The sequence below is a fragment of the Variovorax sp. OK605 genome (assembly GCF_900115445.1).
GTDB lineage: Bacteria > Pseudomonadota > Gammaproteobacteria > Burkholderiales > Burkholderiaceae_C > Variovorax.
In genome coordinates this window covers 179,395-198,560 of sequence record NZ_FOWL01000006.1, presented here as the reverse complement: position 1 = coordinate 198,560, position 19,166 = coordinate 179,395, and the positions used below count along the sequence as shown (strand labels likewise).

Here is a 19,166-nt window from a genome sequence, read left to right as displayed (position 1 = left end):
GAGCCTGTCCGGGCAAGGGGTGAACAGGCCCTAGTCGATCGCCACGCCGCCTTCCTTCACCAGCTTCGCGAACTTGGCGGTCTCCTCGCGGATCTGCCGCGCCATCTCTTCCTGCGTGCCGCCCAGCGGCTCGGCGCCGATGGCCTGCATGCGCTGCGCGAAATCGGGCGAGTGGATGATCTTCACCATCTCCGCGTTCAGCCGCGCCACGATGTCCTTCGGCGTGGCCGCCGGCGCCAGCACGCCGAACCAGGTGCCGATGTCGAAGCCCTTGAGCCCCGCCTCTTCCAGCGTGGGCACGTCGGGCAGCACCGACGAGCGGCGCGCCGTGGTCACGGCCAGCGCGCGCAGCTTGCCGCTCTTGATGTGCTGCAGCACCGGCGTGATGGTGTCGAAGGACATCGCCACCTGCCCGCCGAGCAGGTCGGTGGTGAGCGGGCCGCTGCCCTTGTAGGGCACGTGCAGCAGCCTGGTGCCGGTGCTGGCCTGGAACTGCGTGCCGATCAGGTGCTGCGCCGTGCCGTTGCCGTTGGAGCCGTAGGCCAGCTTCTCGGGCGACATCTTGGCCAGCGCCACCAGCTCGGCCACGGTCTTCGCGGGCGTGTTGGCCGCGTTGATCACCAGCACGTTGGGCACCATGGCCACCACGGTGACGGGCGCCAGGTCTCTCTGGAAGTCGTACGGCAGCTTCTTGTAGACGCTGGTGGCGATGGTGTGGTGCACCGCGCCCATCAGCAGCGTGTAGCCGTCGGGCTTGGCCTTGGCCACGTAGTCGGCACCGAGCGTGGCGCCGGCACCGGGCCGGCTCTCGACCACCACGGGCTGGCCGAGCGACTGCGAGAGCTTGTCGGCCAGCGCGCGCGCCAACACGTCGGTGGTGCCGCCGGCGGGGAAGGGCACGACCAGGTTGATGGGCCGCGCGGGCCAGCCGGTGGGCTGCTGCGCGAAGGCCAACGCTGTCGCGCCGAGCCCCAGTGCGAGGGCCGCGGCCCGCAGCACGGTGCGCCGGCGGCGCGCGTTCAAGGAAGAAGCGTTCATGGTTTTGTCTCCGGCTCGTTGTTTAGGTGCGCGCATCGAGGCGCGCGGATACCGTGGAAATCGCTCGTATCGCTCGAATCGCTCAGGCCGCAAGCCGCAAGGGCTCGCCGGCAATGTGCGCGCACACCGCGCGCGTCACCTGCTCGGTGGTGGCGTGGCCGCCCAGGTCGCGCGTGTGCAGCGACGGGTTGGCCGTGACGTGCTCCACCGCCTGCATCACGCGGCACGCGGCCTCGGCCTCGCCCAGGTGCTCCAGCAGCATCACCACCGACCAGAAGGTGCCCACCGGGTTGGCCAGCCCCTTGCCCATGATGTCGAAGGCCGAGCCGTGGATGGGCTCGAACATCGACGGGTAGCGGCGCTCCGGGTCGATGTTGCCGGTAGGTGCAATGCCCAGGCTGCCCGCCAGCGCGGCGGCAAGGTCGCTGAGGATGTCGGCGTGCAGGTTGGTCGCGACGATGGTGTCGAGCGTGGCCGGGCGGTTGACCATGCGCGCGGTGCAGGCGTCGACCAGTTCCTTGTCCCAGGTGACGTCGGGGAACTCCTTGGAGATCTGCAGCGCGATCTCGTCCCACATCACCATGGCGTGGCGCTGCGCGTTGCTCTTGGTCACCACGGTGAGCAGCTTGCGCGGCCGCGAACGGGCCAGCGCGAAGGCGAAACGCATGATGCGTTCGACGCCCGCGCGGGTCATCATGCTCACGTCGGTGGCGGCCTCGATCGGGTGGCCCTGGTGCACGCGGCCGCCCACGCCGGCGTATTCGCCCTCGGAGTTCTCGCGCACGATCACCCAGTCGAGCTGGCCCGGCGCGCAGCGCTTGAGCGGGCCGTCGATGCCCGGCAGGATGCGCGTGGGCCGCACGTTGGCGTACTGGTCGAAGCCCTGGCAGATCTTCAGGCGCAGGCCCCACAGCGTGATGTGGTCGGGAATGTGCGGGTCGCCCGCGGAGCCGAAAAGAATGGCGTCCTTCTTGCGCAGTGCGTCCAGGCCGTCGGCCGGCATCATCTCGCCGTGCGCGCGGTACCAGTCGCCGCCCCAGCCGAAATCTTCGAACGAAAACTGCAGGGCACCGCCGGAGGCCGCGGCCAGCGCTTCCATCACCTGGCGCCCCGCCGGGATCACTTCCTTGCCGATGCCGTCGCCGGGAATGGTGGCAATGCTGTAACTGCTCATCGATGTCCTCTTGAATGTGCTGTGCGAAAGGGCCACTGTAGGATTCGATGCGACGAACGATTCATGCCGAAAGTGAATCCATCCTTAACTTCAATTCAACAGTGAGGTGGCCATGGTTTCCCCCGTCCAGCCCGCCGACCTCGGCTTCTTCTCCACGCTCGCGGCCTGCGGCAGCCTGAGCGCCGCCGCGCGCGAGCTCGGCATCAGCACGCCGGCCGTGAGCAAGCGGCTCGCGCAGATGGAGACTCGCCTGGGCGTCACGCTGGTGAACCGCACCACGCGGCGCATGAGCCTCACGCCCGAGGGCGAGCTCTACGTGGCCAGCGCGCGGCGCATCCTCGGCGAGATCGACGACATGGCGCAGCTGCTGGGCGGCGCCAAGGCAGAGGCGCAGGGCCTGCTGCGCGTGAACGCCACGCTGGGCTTCGGGCGCAGCCACGTGGCGCCGGTGATCTCGAAGTTCGTGCGCAAGCACCCGCAGGTGGAAGTGCAGCTGCAGCTGTCGGTGAACCCGCCGCCGCTGACCGACGACGCCTTCGACGTCTGCATCCGCTTCGGCGCGCCGCCCGAGGCGCGCGTGATCGCGCGGCGCATCGCGTCGAACCGGCGCCTGCTGTGCGCCTCGCCGGCCTACCTGGCGCGCGCCGGCCAGCCCAAGGTGCCCAACGACCTCACGCACCACCGCTGCATCGGCATCCGCCAGGGCGACGAGGCCTACGGCGTGTGGCGCCTGAGCACGGGCCGCGGCGCGGCGCAGCGCACCGAGGCCGTGAAGACGCGCGGCGCGCTGAGCACCAACGACGGGGAGATCGCGGTCAACTGGGCCTTGGACGGCCACGGCATCCTGATGCGCGCCGAGTGGGACATTGCGCGCTACCTGCGCAGCGGCCGGCTGGTGCAGGTGCTGGCCCACTGCCGCACGCCCGATGCCGACATCTACGCGGTGTACCCGCAGCGCCACCAGCTGTCGGCGCGCGTGCGGGCCTTCGTCGACTTCATCGCGCAGGCGCTCGGCAAGGACGAGGCCGAGCCCAAGCCCGAGCCTGTATCGGCGCTCAGCCGCCGCTGAGCACCGACGCCACCAGCCACACGTTGGCCGCGCTGATCACGCCGAACAGCAGCCACGCCAGCGACTTGATGACAGGCCCGTTGGCGAACGCGCCCATCATGTCGCGCCGGCTCGTGAAGCGGATCAGCGGCCACATCGCAAACGGCAGCTGAAAGCTCAGCACCACCTGGCTGAGCACCAGCATCTTGCCCACGCCGCCGTCACCGAACCACCACACGCCGAACCAGGCCGGGCCCAGCGCCAGCAGGCGCGTGATCAGGCGGCGCTGCCAGCACGGGATCTTCAGGTCGAGAAAGCCTTCCATGATGATCTGGCCCGCGATGGTGCCGGTAAAGGTCGAACTCTGCCCCGAGGCCAGCAACGCGATGCCGAACAGCGTGGCCGCCAGGGCACTGCCCACGATGGGTTCGAGCAGCCGGTAGGCGTCGTCGATCTCGGCCACTTCGCGGTGGCCGGTGGCGTGGAAGGCGCTGGCCGCCAGCACCATGATGGCCGCGTTGACCAGCAGCGCGAGCGACAGCGACACCACCGCGTCGAGCGTGCAGAAGCGCACCGCCTCGCGGCGCGCCGCGTCGGTGTCGGCCACCAGGCGCGTCTGCACGATGGACGAATGCAGGTACAGGTTGTGCGGCATCACCGTGGCGCCGACGATGCCGATGGCCAGGTACAGCGCGCCCGGCTGGTGCAGCCGCTCCAGGCTCGGCGCGAAGCCCATCGCCACGCCGAACCAGTTGGGAGGCGCCATCGCGAGCTCGACGACGAAGCAGCCCGCGATGGTGAGCACCAGCCCGAGCACGATCGCCTCGACGCGGCGGAAGCCCGCGCCCTGCAGGCCCAGCACCAGCAGGGTGTCGAAGGCCGTGATGCCGATGCCCACCGGAATCGACACGCCGAACAGCAGGTGCAACGCCAGCGCGCTGCCCAGCACCTCGGCCAGGTCGCAGGCCACGATGGCCAGCTCGGCGCCCAGCCACAGCAGGCGGTTCACCAGCGGCGAGTAGTGCTGGCGGCAGGCGCGCGCCAGGTCCTTCTGCGTGACCAGGCCCAGGCGCACGCACAGCGTCTGCAGCAGCATGGCCGCGAGGCTGGCGAGCAGCACCACGAACAGCAGCCCGTAGCCGAAGCGCGAGCCGGCCTCGATGTCGGTCGCCCAGTTGCCCGGGTCCATGTAGCCCACCGACACCAGCAGGCCGGGGCCGGCGTAGCGCATCAGCTTCTTGAAGAAGGGCAGGTCTTGCGCGACGGCGACGCTGCCCTTCACCTCGGACGGGCAGAAGGGCGCGGTGGCCGTGCGGGGCAGCGGGAAGAACATGCGCGCGATGATAGGGACAAGTCCGTGGTGTTGTCGCCGACCGGACCGGCGCGGCGGGCCCGAATCTCTTAGGCTCTGGCGTCGCACCCATCAACCACTGGAGACTCTTTCAAATGATTCACGTCGTCGCCGTCATCACCGCCAAGCCCGGCCAACGCACCAGACTGCTCGAGGCTTTCGCCGAGAACCGCGCGGCCGTGCTGGCCGAAGCCGGCTGCATCGAGTACGGCGCCACGGTCGATGCGCAAGGCATCCCCCCGTCGAAGGCCAGCTTCGGCCCAGAGACCTTCGTCGTGATCGAGAAGTGGGAAACGCTGGCGCACCTGCAGGCACACGCCGTGGCACCGCACATGGCGGCGCACGGCGCGAAGACCAAGGAATTCGTCGAGAGCAAGCTGATCCACGTGCTCGAACCGGTCTGAGCCGGCGCGCCGAGGCGCCGAGGCGCTGAAGCGCTGACTCGAGCGAACACGCGCGCAAGCCCGGCTTCGCGCGCGGCGCGATGCGTGCTACCTTCGCGCCGGGAGCACGCGCCACCGATGCACCATGCATGCAATCCGGGGCCTCGTGGAGAGAGGGGACTGAAGACATGGCGATCTTTCGTTCGCAAGATTTGCGCTTGCGGTTGCACCCGCTCTTGCGCTTGCATTCGGGCTGGCTTTGTCGCGCTCTGCCCGTGTCCGGCGCACTGGCTGCCGCCGTTCTGGCCGCTGGCTGCGCGCCGCTGCTGGCACCGCCCTACGCGGCCGACTACGAAGCGCTCGACCGGCTCGAGGCCGCGCGCCCCGGCATGGTGGCCCTCGCCAAGGCACAGCCCACCGACCCCGAAGAACCGGTCAACACCGTGCAGCTGCGCCGTGCGAAGCTGCTGTCGCCCAGCGGCAGCTTCGCGCAGTACCTGCAGGACGCGCTGATGCGCGACCTCAGCGAAATTTCCGTCTACGACCCCAAGGCGCCCACGCGCATCGCGGCGCGCATCCTCGTGAACGACATCGACCTGGGCGTGATCAACGGCACGGGCCGCATGGACGTCGAGGTCACCGTCACGCGCGACAACGCGCAGCGCCTGCGCAAGACCTACCGCGCCGAGACCGCCTTCGATTCGAGCTACGCCAACATCGTCGCCGTGCCGGCCGGCCAGGCCGCTTACCCGCGCCTCGTGCGTGCGCTGCTGCGCAAGGTGTATGCCGATCCGCAGTTCGTGGCCGCCATCGGCCGTTGACCCGACAGGCCAGGAGGCGCTTCGATGCAGTTCACTCTTCCGATGACCGCGGTCCGGCGTGGTGCGGCCGTCGCCGTTGCAACGCTGCTGCTTGCAGGCTGCGTGCACCCGATCACCATGATCACCGAGACCGCGCCGCCGCGTTCGCAGGCGCACCTCGTGCCGAAGAAGGTCGCCTACGTGATGACCGACGCCGACCGCGACCTGGAGGTCGTCACGCCTGGCGGCAGCGGCGACCGCGTGAGCTACTACCCGTACCGCGACCTCGAAAAGTCGATCCGCGATGCGCTGCGCGCGGTGTACCGCGACGTGGTCGTGCTGCGCACCGCGGGCGACGCGAAGGCGAACGAGACGGCGGGCGTGTCGCTGGTGTTCGCGCCGCGCATCAGGACCGAGTCGAGCTCCTCGTCATGGATCAGCTGGCCGCCGACTTCGTTCATAGCCGAGGTGTCGTGCGTGGTGACCGATGCCGCGGGCGCCGAGGTCACGCGCGTGCGCGCGGCGGGCAACGGCACGGCGGAGTTCGGCGAGTTCAAGGGCGACTTCGGGCTCGCAGCGCGAAGGGCCGCGACGCGGTTGACGTCGCAGTTGAGCAGCGAGATCCGCAGGGATGAGAAGCTGCGATGAGCTTCTCGCATGCAGACGTCAGTCCAGACGTTGGTTGATCACTCGCGCCACGAAGTTCTCGAGCGACACGCGCACGGCTTTCTCCGTCGCCTTCCCCAGCGCTTCGGCGCCAGCAGGGCAGTCCCCGTCGATGGACTCCTGGCCAAAGCCACGAACCGTCGTGGTCGCGAGCTCTCGCCCCTCGGCGGACACGGCGGTGGTCCTGATGGAGAGTTCAACGCTCGCGTCCGCCGTGCCTGCGAAGAAGCCTGGCTGAAAACGCAGTCGCGGATTGAAGTCGTCGAGAGCGAAGGTGTACAGCACCCCGTCCTTGCCGGACTCCCCGGCGGTCTGAACTGGCACCACCGACTGATGCGCCGCGGAAACGGTACGCACGATAGACGTCTTGATGGCAGGCCCCACGCTGACGGGGTAGCTGTGCGCGCCGCAGATCTGTCCCGGCTTGACGACTTTCTCGAGGTTGGCGAGATCGCTGGATACCGCCACGTAGGCCTTGGTGGGCTGCACCCTGTCGCGACGCACTTCGTACGCAGCCGATGTGCTTCCGACTTCCACTTTGTGGGCGCAGCCGACAAGCAAAAGGGCGCCCAAACCAATGGCAAGCAATTTTCCGATCACACGCTTCTCCTCGTAATAAATTGTTATTCGATTCTAGAAGCGCACGAGAGCCCTTCGCCGCTGAAGTGAAACGTATCGCGGGCCGAACGAGAACATGGCGCTGGATCGGCACGGCGCTCAACCGACAATTCAAGCGATGCAAAAGACCGAAGCCCTTTGGGAGGACGCCGAACGCCGCGCACCGGAGCTTGCGCGGGAACTGGCCCGCATGGAGTTGGCGTTCTGCAACCGGGGGCCAGTCACCACATCTGTGGATGCGCTCGAGGCCGCCATTCGGTGCGGATGGCGCAGCGTTGTGGCATCGGCAAGGGAAGGCACAGTTTCTCTCGAGCCGTCATTCGTCGCCTCGCTGCACGCATCGGTCGCGCATCCCATTGATGCGCCGGGTGCGGGGGTCTTTCACGAAGGGCCATCCCCGATGGATTGGGCAGAGTTCAAACGCGCCCTCGACGATGCCGCGCTGGAGTACGGCATGGCCGACAACACGGAAGCATGGCTCCTTGCCCAGCTGTACTGGGGGCCGCACCTGGAATCGCTGAAGCTGTCCGTGGCATGGCTGCTCGGCAATGGGTTCCGGTTGCAGGAAGGGGCCCGCATGGTCGTGCCCAATGCCAGCCACGATGAGAAGTTGAAGGAGCGCCTGAAATGGGCAGGCCCCGGCGCCTGCGACGCAGAGGGCCTGCGCGGCTTTTTCGGATGGTACGAAACGCAACGAACGCCAGGCTAGTGCCGCAGCTTCCATCGGCACCATGAAAAAACGCGCCCTCGGGCGCGTTGTTCATTGAAGCCGCGAAGTCTTACTTCGACACGACCTTCACCATTTCCAGGCACTTGTTCGAGTAGCCCCATTCGTTGTCGTACCAGCTCACGAGCTTCACGAAGGTGCTGTCCAGTGCAATGCCGGCTTCGGCGTCGAAGATCGAGGTGCGCGGGTCGCCGCGGAAGTCGGTGGCCACCACCTTGTCTTCCGTGTAGCCCAGCACGCCCTTCAGCGCGCCTTCGCTCTGTGCCTTCATTTCGGCGCAGATTTCCTTGTACGTGGCTTCCTTCACCAGCTCGACCGTCAGGTCGACCACCGACACGTCGGAGGTCGGCACGCGGAAGCTCATGCCCGTGAGCTTCTTGTTGAGCTCGGGGATCACCACGCCCACGGCCTTGGCGGCGCCGGTGCTCGAGGGAATGATGTTTTCCAGGATGCCGCGGCCGCCGCGCCAGTCCTTGTTGCTCGGGCCGTCCACGGTCTTCTGCGTGGCGGTGGCGGCGTGCACGGTGGTCATCAGGCCACGCTTGATGCCCCACTTGTCGTTCAGCACCTTGGCCAGCGGGGCCAGGCAGTTGGTGGTGCAGCTGGCGTTGCTGATGATGGCTTCGCCGGCGTACTTCTTGTCGTTCACGCCGTAGACGAACATGGGGGTGTCGTCCTTCGACGGTGCCGACAGGATGACCTTCTTGGCGCCCGCGTCGATGTGCTTCTGCGCCGTTTCCTTCGTGAGGAACAGGCCGGTCGATTCGAGCACCACGTCGGCGCCGACTTCGTCCCACTTCAGCTGCGACGGGTCGCGCTCCTGCGTCAGGCGGATCTTCTTGCCGTTCACGACCAGCGTGTTGCCTTCGACCGTGACTTCACCCTTGAAACGGCCGTGCACCGAGTCGTACTGGAGCATGTAGGCCAGGTAGTCGGGCTCGAGCAAGTCGTTGATGGCAACGATTTCGATGTCGTTCTTGAAGTTCTGCACCGCTGCGCGCAGCACGTTGCGACCGATGCGGCCGAAGCCGTTGATACCGAGTTTGATAGCCATCTGACTTGCTCCTAAGGTTGAAAAACTTGTAGTGAACCGGCGAGAAGAAACGCTGCGACGCGATCAGTCGCGCAGTGCGGCTTCCACCGTGGCGGCCACGTTCTCCGCCGTGAACCCGAAGTACTTGAACAGCTCCGGCGCGGGGGCCGACTCGCCGTACGTGTCGATGCCCACGACGGCGGCGCAGCCGTACTTCCACCAGCCGCCCGTGCAGCCCATTTCCACGGCGATGCGCGGCAGCTTCTTCGGCAGCACGGCCTTCTTGTAGGCCAGGTCCTGGCGGTCGAAGGTGGTGGTCGAGGGCATCGACACCACGCGCACGGCGATCTTCTTCTCGGCCAGCAGCTTCTGCGCGGCCAGTGCGAGCTGCACTTCGGAACCGGTGGCGATGATGACGGCGGCTGTCTTCTTGCTCTTCAGGCCCACGGCCTCCGGCTCGGACAGCACGTAGGCGCCGCGGCTGATGTCGCCGAGTTCGCTCTTGGGTGCGTAGGCGATGTTCTGGCGGCTCAGCAGCAGCGCGGTCGGGCGCGACTGGTTCTGCAGCGCCACGGCCCAGGCCACGGCGGTTTCGGCCGTGTCGCCCGGACGCCAGACGTCCAGGTTGGGAATCAGGCGCAGCGAGGCGGCGTGCTCGATCGACTGGTGCGTCGGGCCGTCTTCGCCCAGGCCGATGGAGTCGTGCGTGAACACGTGGATCACGCGGCGCTTCATCAGCGCGGCCATGCGGATGGCGTTGCGGCTGTAGTCGCTGAAGGTGAGGAAGGTGCCGCCGTAGGGGATGTAGCCGCCATGCAGCGCCACGCCGTTCATGATGGCCGCCATGCCGAACTCGCGCACGCCGTAGTTGATGTGGCGCCCGATGGTGCCGTGCGGTGCCTCGAGGGGTGCGGCGGGCGCTGCTTCGTCTTCGGCGCCTTGCTTGGCTTCCACCGCGGGCATGGTCATGACCACGTGACCCTTGGCGTCGAAACGCAACGCCGGGGTGCTCTTGGTGTTGGTGAGGTTCGAACCGGTCAGGTCGGCGCTGCCGCCGAGCATTTCGGGCAGTGCGGCGGTGAAGGCTTCCAGCGCGAGCTGGCTGGCCTTGCGGCTGGCCACGGTCTCGGCCTTGGTGTGGGCGGCGACCACGGTGTCGAACGCGACCTGGTGGAAGTTCTTGGGCAGCTCGCCCTTCATGCGGCGCGTGAAGTCGGCGGCCAGCTCGGGGTAGGCGACGGCGTAGGCGGCGAACTTCTCGTTCCACTCGGCTTCGGTCTTGGCGCCGGCGTCCTTGTGGTTCCAGTCGGCATACACCTCGGCCGGGATCTCGAAGGGCGGGAAGTGCCAGTCGATGGCGTCGCGCGTGAGCTTGATTTCCTCGGCGCCCAGGGCTTCGCCGTGGGCCTTGGCGGTGCCGGCGCGGTTCGGGCTGCCCTTGCCGATGACGGTCTTGCAGTTGATCAGCGTGGGCTTGTCGGTCGACTGCTTGGCCTTGGCGATGGCCGCGGACACCGCGGCGGCGTCGTTGCCGTCGATCGGGCCGATCACGTGCCAGCCATAGGCGTGGAAGCGTTCGGCCACGTTGTCGATGTACCAGGGCTTGACCTGGCCGTCGATGCTGATGCCGTTGTCGTCGTACAGGGCGACGAGCTTGTTCAGGTGCCAGGCGCCGGCCAGCGCGCAGGCTTCGTGGCTGATGCCTTCCATCATGCAACCGTCGCCCAGGAAGGCGTAGGTGTGATGGTCGACCACGGCGTGGTCCTTGCGGTTGAACTCGGCGGCCAGCAGCTTCTCGGCCAGCGCGAAGCCAACGGCATTGGTGATGCCCTGGCCCAGCGGGCCGGTGGTGGTCTCGACGCCGGGGGTGACGTCGATCTCGGGGTGGCCAGCGGTCTTGCTGTGCAGCTGGCGGAAGTTCTTCAGCTCGCCGATGGGCAGGTCGTAGCCGGTGAGGTGCAGCACCGCGTACAGCATCATCGAGGCGTGGCCGTTGGACAGCACGAAGCGGTCGCGGTCGAACCAGTGCGGGTTCGCGGGGTTGTAGCGCAGGTGTTCGCCCCAGAGCGCGACGGCCATGTCGGCCATGCCCATCGGTGCACCCGGATGTCCGGAATTCGCTTGTTGGACGGCATCCATGGCCAGCGCGCGAATCGCGTTGGCCATCAGGGCTTGGTTTGCCATGGGCATGGGGCTTTCGGGGGAAAAGGGGTGGGTGGGATTGGGGGGAACCCGCGATTTTACCGGGCGAGCCCAAACCACTGCCGATACGGGCCGAACACCCCGCCGATGTTCTCTTGTGCAGCGCCCGAGCTCGACGCCCGGACTGCTAGAGTTGCGCCCCATGCACGGGCTGCACCTCACCGCCGACCTCCACGACTGCCAATGCGGCCTTCAATGGCTCACCGACCGCGAGGCGCTGGGCGCGGTCTGCCTGAAGGCGGTGGCCGCCGCCGGCCTGCAGGCGGTGGGCACGCTGGTGCACGGATTTCCCGCCACGCCCGCGGGGCCGGGCGGCGTCACCGCCACGGTGCTGCTGGCTGAATCGCACCTGTGCATCCACACCTGGCCCGAGCAGCGCGGCGTGACGCTCGACGTGTACGTGTGCAACTTCGGCGGCGACCACTCGGCCAAGGCGCATGCGCTGATGGAATGCCTGGTGTCGCTGTTCAAGCCGCTGCACAGCGAACGCAACGCGCTGCAGCGCGGCCGGGTCGCAGCTTGAGCGCAAAGATCGAAGTGAGCGCAGCCAGCGCAGTGCCCCCGGTCCGCGCGATGGTGCTCGCCGCCGGCCGCGGCGAGCGCATGCGGCCCTTGACGGACACCTGCCCCAAGCCCCTGCTCGAGGTGCGCGGCAAGCCCCTGATGCAATGGCCCATGGAGGCACTGGCGGCCGGCGGCTTCACCGGGCTGGTGGTCAACACCGACTGGCTAAGCACCCAGATTTCAGGCCATTTCGGCCCGACACCGTTGCTGGACAACGGCATCGCGCTATCAATTTCATACTCCGACGAGGGCCGCGACTTCGGCGGCGCGCTGGAGACGGCCGGTGGCATCGTGCGCGCGCTGCCCTTGCTGGGCGAGGTGTTCTGGGTGGCGGCGGGCGACGTGTTCGCACCCGGCTTCGAATTCACGCAGGCCGCGGCCGAGCGCTTCGTCGCCAGCGGCAAGCTCGCCCACCTGTGGCTGGTGCCGAACCCGGCGCACAACCCGAACGGCGATTTCGGGCTTTCCGCCGACGGCCTGGCGCTGAACACTGCCGCCGAGAAGTTCACCTTCTCCACCATCGGCCTCTACCGCGCCGCGCTCTTCGCGCCGCCGTACTGCGACATCCCGGCCGGCAACCCCGCGGGCGTGAAGGCCGCGCTGGCGCCGATCCTGCGCGCCGCCATGAACGACCGGCAGGTGAGCGCCGAGCTCTACACCGGCCCCTGGACCGACGTGGGCACGCCGCAGCGCCTGCAGCAACTCAACACCGGCGCTCCTTCGGCACCGCCTGCATGACACTCGCGCCGCTGCCCGACGCCTTGCGCCTGCTGCCGCAGCGCCTGCACGACCTGGCCCTGCAAGCGGCCGCCGAGCGCAACGACGGCGAGCCCGAAGACCCGCTGACAGTGCCGCTCTGCGAGAGCGACTTCACGCGCGTGAGCCTCGCGCCCATGCGCCAGGGCTGGCATGTCGAATACTTCGGCGACATCTGGGGCGAGGCCTTCGATGAAACCCTCGCCTGCCTGAGCCGCCAGGACGTGGCCGACTGCATCACTTCGCTGTCGTTCAGCGGCCCCGACAGCGGGGCCAACGGCACGCGCGAATGGACTTTCGCGCCGCTGCTCGACAGCGCGGTGAGTTTTCCCCGCCTGCGCTCGCTGTTCATCAAGCCGACGCAGCCGGAGGACCACAACCAGTCGCTGGTGTGCGCGAGCGGCCAGATCCTCGAAGAGGCCGGCGACATCGCGCGCTGGGTGCGCAAGACCCCGCGCCTGAGCGAACTGACGGTGCCGAACCCGCCCAACGCCGACTTCTTCGCCGTGCCGCTGCCGCAGCTGCGCTGCCTGTGCGTCGGCGCCCATTTCGACACCCAGCAGTTCATTCGGAACCTTGCCGCGGCACAGAACCTGCCGCAGAACCTGCCGGCCCTGACGCTGCTGGACTTTGCCGAATCCACCGAGCAGCAGATGGTGTGGCCGGCCGACCGGGCGCCGGGCGGCATCACGGCCTTCGAGGACTACGAGGCGTTGTTGAACGGTCCGCTGGGCGCGCGGCTGCGCGTGCTCCGGTTGCGCAACACCTGCCTGGACCTGGCGCAGCTGCAGCGGCTGCAGGGCCTGCGGCCGTCGCTCCAATTCATGGTCATCCAGTCAACGATCGGCGGGTATGTCAGCCACTTTGCACAGGATGTGTTCCCATGGCGGCACCTGGTACCCGCGGACCCCGGACTTGCACCGTATCGAAAGTGAAATCCCATGCTCAATGACACCCAGATCTACGCCGAGCGCCGCGCGCGCCTCGCCTCGCAACTCGGCAAGGACGGCATTGCCATCGTGCCGACCGCGCCCGAGCGCCAGCGCAACCGCGACAGCGACTTCCTGTTTCGCCACGACAGCTACTTCTACTACCTGACCGGCTTCACCGAGCCCAACGCCTGGCTGGTGCTGGCGGGCGACGGCCGCGCCACGCTGTTCTGCGCACCGAAAGACCTCGAACGCGAGATCTGGGACGGCTACCGCCTGGGCCCCGACGCGGCCCCCGCCGAGCTGGGCCTGGACGAGGCCTTCTCCGTCAGCGACCTCGACGCCAAGCTGCCGAAGCTGCTGGAGAACCGCTCGACCGTGTGGTTCCCCTTTGCCACCCACAAGGGCCTGGAGACGCGCATCGACGGCTGGCTGCAGTCGGTGCGCGCGCGCGTGCGCTACGGCGCGCTGTGCCCCGAGGAACAGCGCGACCTGTGCGGCCCGCTCGACGAAATGCGCCTCGTGAAGGACGTGCACGAGCAGGACATCATGCGGCGCGCCGCGCAGATCAGCGCGCGCGCCCACATCCGCGCGATGCAGCTGTCGGCACGCATGCTGCGCGAAGGCCAGGACGTGCGCGAGTACCACCTGGACGCCGAGCTGCTGCACGAATTCCGCCTGGGCGGCTCGCAGTACCCGGCCTATGGCTCCATCGTCGCGGCCGGCGCCAATGCCTGCGTGCTGCACTACCGCGCCGACGCCGCGCCGGTGCGCCCCGGCGAGCTGGTGCTGATCGACGCGGGCTGCGAGCTCGACGGCTACGCCAGCGACATCACGCGCACCTTTCCGGCCGACGGCAAGTTCAGCGGCCCGCAGCGCGCGCTGTACGACCTGGTGCTGCAGAGCCAGTACGCCTCGGCCGCCGCCACCAAGGCCGGCAACCGCTTCAACGACCCGCACGACGCGGCCGTGAAGGTGCTGGCGCAGGGCATGCTCGACCTGGGCCTGCTCGACGCCAACAAGGTCGGCGGCCTGGACGACGTGATCGACTCGCGCGCCTACTTCCAGTTCTACATGCACCGCACCGGCCACTGGCTGGGCATGGACGTGCACGACTGCGGCAGCTACGTCGAGCCCACGCAGGTCGGCGAGGTGAGCGAGCGCAAGGACCCGCTGTCCAACGAGCTCATCAAGAACCGCCCGAGCCGCATCCTGCACCCGGGCATGGTGCTCACGCTGGAGCCCGGCATCTACGTGCGCCCCGGCGAGGGCGTGCCCGAGCAGTTCCACCACATCGGCATTCGCATCGAGGACGACGCGATCGTCACGGCCACGGGCTGCGAACTCATTTCGCGCGGCGTGCCGGTGGACGCGGACGAGATCGAGGCGCTGATGCGGGCTTGACCGCGCGCTGCGACACCGGTGGCGGCGCGTGCCGCGCCTGCAGGAAGTCGATGAACACCCGCAGCTTGCGCGGCATCTGCGCGCGGCTCGGGTGGTACAGGTAGAAGCCCGGAAAGGTCGGCCACCAGGGCTCCAGCAGCGGCACCAGCCGGCCGCTCCTGAAGTCGTCGCGCACCGCGCCCTCGAAGGCCGAGGTAATGCCCGCGCCCGCGCGCGCCGCGGCCAGCAGCACCTCGCTGTCGTTGCTCACCAGCGGCCCTGACAGCGCGATGTCGAGCACGCGCCCGTCCTGCGCGTATTCCCAGCGATAGAGACCGCCCGTGGTCAGCCGGTAGTTCAGGCAGCGGTGCGCGCGCAGGTCTTCCGGCACGCGCGGCGGCGTGCGGCCCTTCAGATAGCGCGGCGCCGCGAAGGTGACCATGCGCAACGGCCCGCCCACCGGCACGCCGACCACGTCCTGCGCCAGGCTCTCGCCGAGCCGGATGCCGGCGTCGAAGCCGCCTGCGACCAGCTCGACCATGCGGTTGTCGCACACCACCTCGAGCGTGATGTCGGGCCAGGCGTCCGCGAAATCGCCCAGGTACGGAAACAGCAGCAGCTCGGCCGCCACGCGCGAGACGTTCAGGCGCAGCAGCCCGGCGGGCTTGTCGCGCGCCTCGTCGATGCCCGCGACCGCCTGCGCCAGCGCATCGAGGCCGGGCCGCGCCCCGTCGAGGAACTGCTGGCCCAGCTCGGTCACGCCCACGCGGCGCGTGGTGCGGTCGAGCAGCCGCACGCCGAGCTTGCGTTCCAGCGCGCGCACCGTCTGCGAAAGGGCCGAGGGCGACACGCCCAGTTCTTCCGCCGCGCGGGTGAAGCTGGCGTGGTGCGCCACGCGGGCGAAGGCGGCAATGGCGGGGAGCAGTTCGGGCGACATGGCTTTCATTATGAAGACCAGCTTCACAAAGCATCAACCCGACCGGGCTTTTTCCAAAGCAATGCGGCCACTACCTTCAAGGCCATGGCGACGCAACCGCGCCGCCGCACCCCTGAAAGGACATTCACCATGAAGCTCGACAACTACCTCACCCTCGGCCGCTCGGGCCTGCGCGTCAGCCCGATGTCGCTGGGCACCATGACCTTCGGCAGCGACTGGGGCTGGGGCGCCGACGCCAGCGAATCGCGCCGCATGTTCGACCTGTACCTGGAACGCGGCGGCAACTTCATCGACACCGCCAACTTCTATACCAACGGCAGCTCGGAGAAGCTGCTCGGCCAGTTCATGGCGGACCGGCGCGAATCGGTGGTGCTGGCCACCAAGTACACGCTGAACATGCAGCCCGACAACCCCAACGCGGGCGGCAACCACCGCCGCAACATGGTGCGCTCGGTGGAGGCCAGCCTGAAGCGCCTGGGCACCGACTACATCGACCTGCTGTACCTGCACATCTGGGACAACCTCACGCCCATCGACGAAGTGATGCGCGGCTTCGACGACCTCGTGCGTTCGGGCAAGGTGCTGTACGCGGGCATCTCCGACACGCCGGCCTGGCAGGTTGCGCGCATGCAGACGCTGGCCGACCTGCGCGGCTGGACGCCGCTGGTGGCGCTGCAGATCGAGCACAGCCTGATCGAGCGCACCGTGGAGCGCGAGCTGCTGCCGATGGCGCACGAGCTCGGCCTGGGCGTGATGGCGTGGTCGCCGCTGGGCAGCGGCGTGCTGTCGGGCAAGTACACGCGTGCCGACCTGGGCCACACCGAGGGCGCAGCGTCCGGCGTGACGGGTACGCGCAAGGACGTGGCCGTGGGAAGTGGCGCGCTGAGCGAGCGTTCGCTGGCCATCGCCGAGACGGTGGCGCAGGTGGCGAAGGAGCAGGGCCGCTCGTCCGCGCAGATCGCGCTGGCGTGGCTGCTGCACCGCACCGCGCCGGTGGTGATGCCGATCATCGGCGCGCGCACGCTCGCGCAGTTCGAGGACAACCTGGGCGCGCTCGACGTGCAGCTCGACGCCGAGACGCTGCGCCGGCTCGACGCGGTCAGCGCCATCGCGAAGGGCTTTCCGCACGACTTCATGGCACTGCCGATGACGCAGGGCGTGGTGTTCGGCGACACCGTGGCGCGACGCCCGGCTTGAAAGACGAAGCGGGCGGTCAGGCCATCAGCAGGCAGACCAGCCCGCCGCCCACGGCGATGGCCGCCGCGGCCGAGCCGATCCACGTGAACCGCCGCGGCGCACAGCCCAGCAACGCGACGGTCGCCAATGCCGCGGCCGTGAGCGCGCCCAGCCACAGCACCCAGCCGATCGAGCTGCCCGCGGCCTGCAGGCTCGCGCCGAGCGACAGGCACAGCAGCACCGTGCCGCCCAGCTGCAGCCAGCGCCGCCACGGCCCCGGTGTGCTGCCGCGGCCATAGACGTCTTCGCTGTGGCGGTCCATGGCCAGGCTCAGCGCGCAGAAGCCCGCGAGCGAGGCGGCGAACACGAGGGCGAGGAGCAGCGAATCCATCACGAGCCCTGTTCCGAAGTGACCAGCGCCTGCGGCACCTGCGAAGGCTGAAGGGTTTGCGCAGCCTGCGCCGCCCGCCTGGCCGCCGACGTGCGGCGCTTGCGCTCCACGATCCACACCGCGGCCGCGAGCCCCAGGCCGAGCGCCAGCGCGACGAGGTCGAAACCCGCCACCGCGCTCGGGCCCGAACGCAGGCTCACGCTCAGCGGCGCGGGGCCGGTGAAGGCATTGAGCACCGGCAGCAACGCGAACAGCAGCGCGCCCAGCGCCAGCTGCGCCTGCCACATGCGCAGCGTGGGCCGCAGCAGGCCCAGCACGGCGGTGGCGCCCCAGGCGGTGAAGAACCAGGTGATCTCCGCCTCGCCACGGTTGGCCACGTCCAGCGGCAGCAGGCGATTGGCCCAGAAGAACGACGCCATGGCCACCGGCAGCCCGGCGATCGCGCCAAGGTTCAGCCCGTCGACCAGCCGCAGCCCGAAGCCCACGCGCCCGCCCTGCTTGAGCGTCTTGGCGAACTTCTGGCGCTCCTTCACGGCCCACAGCAGCAGCCCGGTGGCCACCATCAGGCAGCCCGCGAGCCCCGAGAGGAACAGCAGCGCGCGCACCAGCGGAGCGCCGAAGCGGCCGATGTGCAGGCCATAGAGCACGCTGCGCGTTTCGGCGGCGGGCCTGGTGGTGTCGCCGAACGCGCCGATCATCGCGCCGGTCACGCCGTTGAACTGCATCGTCGGCTGCTCGTACGACAGCTGCGGGCCATCGGCGCGCCGCAGGATCACCACGGCATTGGCGTCGTTCGGCGAATTGACCGTGATGCGCCCGACGCCCGCGCCGTCCCAGTGCGCGGAGGCCTGCGCGAGCATCGGCGCGATCGGGGCCATCGGCGCGGGCTGGCCCGCGGCCTTGAACTGTTCGCGCACGCCGCCGGCAAACGCCTCGGCGAAGAAAGCCTGCGTGCCGCCGCTGTCCTTGTAGGCGGCCTGCGGGCCCCAGGGCATGTACATGAACATCAGCGTGACCAGGCCGGTGTACGTGATCATCGCGTGATAGGGCAGCGCCAGCACCGCCGTCACGTTGTGCGCATCGAGCCACGAGCGCTGGCCCTTCTTCGGGCGGAAGGTGAAGAAGTCCTTGAAGATGCGCTTGTGCGTGACGATGCCGCTGAAGATGGCCACCAGCATGAACATCGCGCAGAAGCCCACGATCCAGCGCGCCCACAGCGCGGGCATGTAGTGCAGGTCGAAGTGCAGGCGGTAGAAGAACTCGCCGCCGCGTGTCTCGCGCGCCGCGGCGCTGGCCTGGCCGGTGGCCGGGTCGAGCATCGCGCGGCCGAAACGGTCGCGGCGGTCGACCGGCGGCGCGCCCTTGGGCGGCGGCGGCTTGTTCCAGAAGAGGCTGGCCGACGGCTCGCGCCCGGTCGGCAGCGTGATGAACCAGCGCGGCGAGTCGGCCGCGTGCTGCTGCAGGTAGGCGTAGGTCGCCTCGGCCGACTGTGCTGTCGGCACCGCGGTGCGCGAGAGGCCGTGCAGCTCCGGCTTCATCCAGACGGTGATCTCGTCCCTGAAGTACGAGGCCGTGCCCGCCATGAACACCATGAACAGCACCCAGCCGACCAGCAGGCCCGACCAGGTATGCAGCCACGCCATCGACTGGCGGAATCCTTCCTTCATGCGGCGCCTCCGGCGGATCGCATGAGCAACGCGAGCAGCAGGCCCATCGGCACCGCGGCAATGGCGAGGCCCGACCACGCGCGCAGCGCCGTGCGCGCGGCGAAGACCCACATCACGGCAATGGCGAAGACGAGGAAGGAGGCCAGCGTGCCGGTCATCGCGGCTTCGCTGCGTGCCATGCCGAAGAGAGCGGGCAGGCACAGCGCGAGCAAGGCGGCGGACAGCGCCGCCACCCCGTAGCCGCCGGCAATGGCAGCCACCGCGCGCGACGCCACGCCGAGGCGATAGCGAACGCCGGCGGTCACGACGCGCGCCGGACGGCG

Annotated in this window: 20 protein-coding genes; 10 read left to right on the top strand and 10 right to left on the bottom strand. The window is 68.8% G+C overall.

Annotated features, from left to right (window positions below; all coding sequences use genetic code 11):
- Positions 1-30: 30 nt before the first annotated feature.
- Together BM013_RS17530 and BM013_RS17525 are read right to left on the bottom strand one after the other, a co-directional pair.
- A complete protein-coding gene (locus BM013_RS17530) occupies positions 31-1,038 on the bottom strand; it encodes a tripartite tricarboxylate transporter substrate binding protein (protein ID WP_093128910.1) in 1,008 nt (335 codons plus the stop codon).
- A gap of 82 nt (positions 1,039-1,120) precedes the next feature.
- Positions 1,121-2,212: a tartrate dehydrogenase gene (locus BM013_RS17525; RefSeq protein WP_093128909.1), complete on the bottom strand. Its 1,092-nt coding sequence runs from the start codon at positions 2,210-2,212 to the stop codon at positions 1,121-1,123.
- A gap of 112 nt (positions 2,213-2,324) precedes the next feature.
- Here BM013_RS17525 and BM013_RS17520 point away from each other — a divergent pair, with 112 nt between their 5' ends.
- The gene (locus BM013_RS17520; protein WP_093129144.1) at positions 2,325-3,281 is read left to right on the top strand and encodes a LysR family transcriptional regulator; all 957 of its coding nucleotides are present in this window, start codon (positions 2,325-2,327) and stop codon (positions 3,279-3,281) included.
- Here the strand turns inward: BM013_RS17520 and BM013_RS17515 are convergent.
- Positions 3,268-4,593: an Nramp family divalent metal transporter gene (locus BM013_RS17515; protein WP_093128908.1), complete on the bottom strand. Its 1,326-nt coding sequence runs from the start codon at positions 4,591-4,593 to the stop codon at positions 3,268-3,270. The genes BM013_RS17520 and BM013_RS17515 overlap by 14 nt on opposite strands.
- Before the next feature lie 113 nt (positions 4,594-4,706).
- Between BM013_RS17515 and BM013_RS17510 the strand changes: the two genes are divergently transcribed.
- The 3 genes from BM013_RS17510 to BM013_RS17500 all read left to right on the top strand — a co-directional run bounded on the left by BM013_RS17510 (position 4,707) and on the right by BM013_RS17500 (position 6,442).
- Positions 4,707-5,015: a putative quinol monooxygenase gene (locus tag BM013_RS17510; protein WP_093128907.1), complete on the top strand. Its 309-nt coding sequence runs from the start codon at positions 4,707-4,709 to the stop codon at positions 5,013-5,015.
- Between the two features lie 254 nt (positions 5,016-5,269).
- Positions 5,270-5,815, top strand: a complete 546-nt coding sequence (locus tag BM013_RS17505) for a YajG family lipoprotein (protein ID WP_256221540.1) — start codon at positions 5,270-5,272, stop codon at positions 5,813-5,815.
- 24 nt (positions 5,816-5,839) lie between these two features.
- Positions 5,840-6,442, top strand: coding sequence for a hypothetical protein (locus BM013_RS17500; protein ID WP_093128905.1), 603 nt, complete (start codon positions 5,840-5,842; stop codon positions 6,440-6,442).
- Between the two features lie 18 nt (positions 6,443-6,460).
- Here the strand turns inward: BM013_RS17500 and BM013_RS17495 are convergent, their stop codons facing one another.
- The gene (locus tag BM013_RS17495) at positions 6,461-7,060 is read right to left on the bottom strand and encodes a hypothetical protein (RefSeq protein ID WP_093128904.1); all 600 of its coding nucleotides are present in this window, start codon (positions 7,058-7,060) and stop codon (positions 6,461-6,463) included.
- A gap of 136 nt (positions 7,061-7,196) precedes the next feature.
- On the opposite strand from BM013_RS17495, the gene BM013_RS40525 reads away from it, so the two are divergent.
- Positions 7,197-7,787, top strand: a complete 591-nt coding sequence (locus tag BM013_RS40525) for a hypothetical protein (RefSeq protein ID WP_143098291.1) — start codon at positions 7,197-7,199, stop codon at positions 7,785-7,787.
- A 70-nt stretch (positions 7,788-7,857) separates the two neighbouring features.
- Here the strand turns inward: BM013_RS40525 and gap are convergent, their stop codons facing one another.
- Together gap and BM013_RS17480 are read right to left on the bottom strand one after the other, a co-directional pair.
- Positions 7,858-8,859, bottom strand: coding sequence for a type I glyceraldehyde-3-phosphate dehydrogenase (gene gap / locus BM013_RS17485; RefSeq protein WP_093128902.1), 1,002 nt, complete (start codon positions 8,857-8,859; stop codon positions 7,858-7,860).
- 63 nt (positions 8,860-8,922) lie between these two features.
- Positions 8,923-11,022, bottom strand: coding sequence for a transketolase family protein (locus BM013_RS17480; protein ID WP_093129143.1), 2,100 nt, complete (start codon positions 11,020-11,022; stop codon positions 8,923-8,925).
- A 160-nt stretch (positions 11,023-11,182) separates the two neighbouring features.
- On the opposite strand from BM013_RS17480, the gene speD reads away from it, so the two are divergent.
- Genes speD through BM013_RS17460 form a run of 4 tightly spaced genes read left to right on the top strand, consistent with a single transcriptional unit; the run spans position 11,183 to position 14,693 of the window.
- A complete protein-coding gene (gene speD, locus BM013_RS17475; protein ID WP_093128901.1) occupies positions 11,183-11,563 on the top strand; it encodes an adenosylmethionine decarboxylase in 381 nt (126 codons plus the stop codon).
- A gap of 50 nt (positions 11,564-11,613) precedes the next feature.
- Positions 11,614-12,342 (top strand): nucleotidyltransferase family protein, encoded by a 729-nt coding sequence (locus BM013_RS17470; protein WP_093129142.1) that lies wholly within the window; start codon positions 11,614-11,616, stop codon positions 12,340-12,342.
- Positions 12,339-13,295: a hypothetical protein gene (locus BM013_RS17465; protein WP_093128900.1), complete on the top strand. Its 957-nt coding sequence runs from the start codon at positions 12,339-12,341 to the stop codon at positions 13,293-13,295. Before BM013_RS17470 ends, BM013_RS17465 begins: the two co-directional genes overlap by 4 nt.
- A 6-nt stretch (positions 13,296-13,301) precedes the next feature.
- Entirely contained in the window at positions 13,302-14,693 is a 1,392-nt protein-coding gene (locus BM013_RS17460; protein WP_093128899.1) for an aminopeptidase P N-terminal domain-containing protein, read from the top strand.
- Here the strand turns inward: BM013_RS17460 and BM013_RS17455 are convergent.
- The gene (locus tag BM013_RS17455; protein WP_093128898.1) at positions 14,635-15,609 is read right to left on the bottom strand and encodes a LysR family transcriptional regulator; all 975 of its coding nucleotides are present in this window, start codon (positions 15,607-15,609) and stop codon (positions 14,635-14,637) included. The two genes, BM013_RS17460 and BM013_RS17455, sit on opposite strands and share 59 nt — an antisense overlap.
- 129 nt (positions 15,610-15,738) lie before the next feature.
- On the opposite strand from BM013_RS17455, the gene BM013_RS17450 reads away from it, so the two are divergent.
- Positions 15,739-16,806 carry an aldo/keto reductase gene (locus tag BM013_RS17450; RefSeq protein WP_093128897.1) on the top strand — a complete coding sequence of 356 codons (1,068 nt, stop codon included), beginning with the start codon at positions 15,739-15,741 and terminating at the stop codon, positions 16,804-16,806.
- A 16-nt stretch (positions 16,807-16,822) separates the two neighbouring features.
- Here BM013_RS17450 and BM013_RS17445 read toward each other — a convergent pair whose 3' ends face one another.
- The 3 genes from BM013_RS17445 to BM013_RS17435 are packed head-to-tail and all read right to left on the bottom strand — an operon-like array spanning position 16,823 to position 19,148.
- Positions 16,823-17,176, bottom strand: a complete 354-nt coding sequence (locus BM013_RS17445; protein WP_093128896.1) for a DUF3325 domain-containing protein — start codon at positions 17,174-17,176, stop codon at positions 16,823-16,825.
- Positions 17,176-18,843, bottom strand: a complete 1,668-nt coding sequence (locus tag BM013_RS17440) for a PepSY-associated TM helix domain-containing protein (RefSeq protein WP_093128895.1) — start codon at positions 18,841-18,843, stop codon at positions 17,176-17,178. Before BM013_RS17440 ends, BM013_RS17445 begins: the two co-directional genes overlap by 1 nt.
- On the bottom strand, positions 18,840-19,148 hold the full coding sequence (locus tag BM013_RS17435) for a DUF3649 domain-containing protein (protein ID WP_093128894.1): 309 nt from the start codon (positions 19,146-19,148) through the stop codon (positions 18,840-18,842). The genes BM013_RS17440 and BM013_RS17435 overlap by 4 nt, the downstream gene beginning before the upstream one ends.
- Positions 19,149-19,166 lie beyond the last annotated feature (18 nt).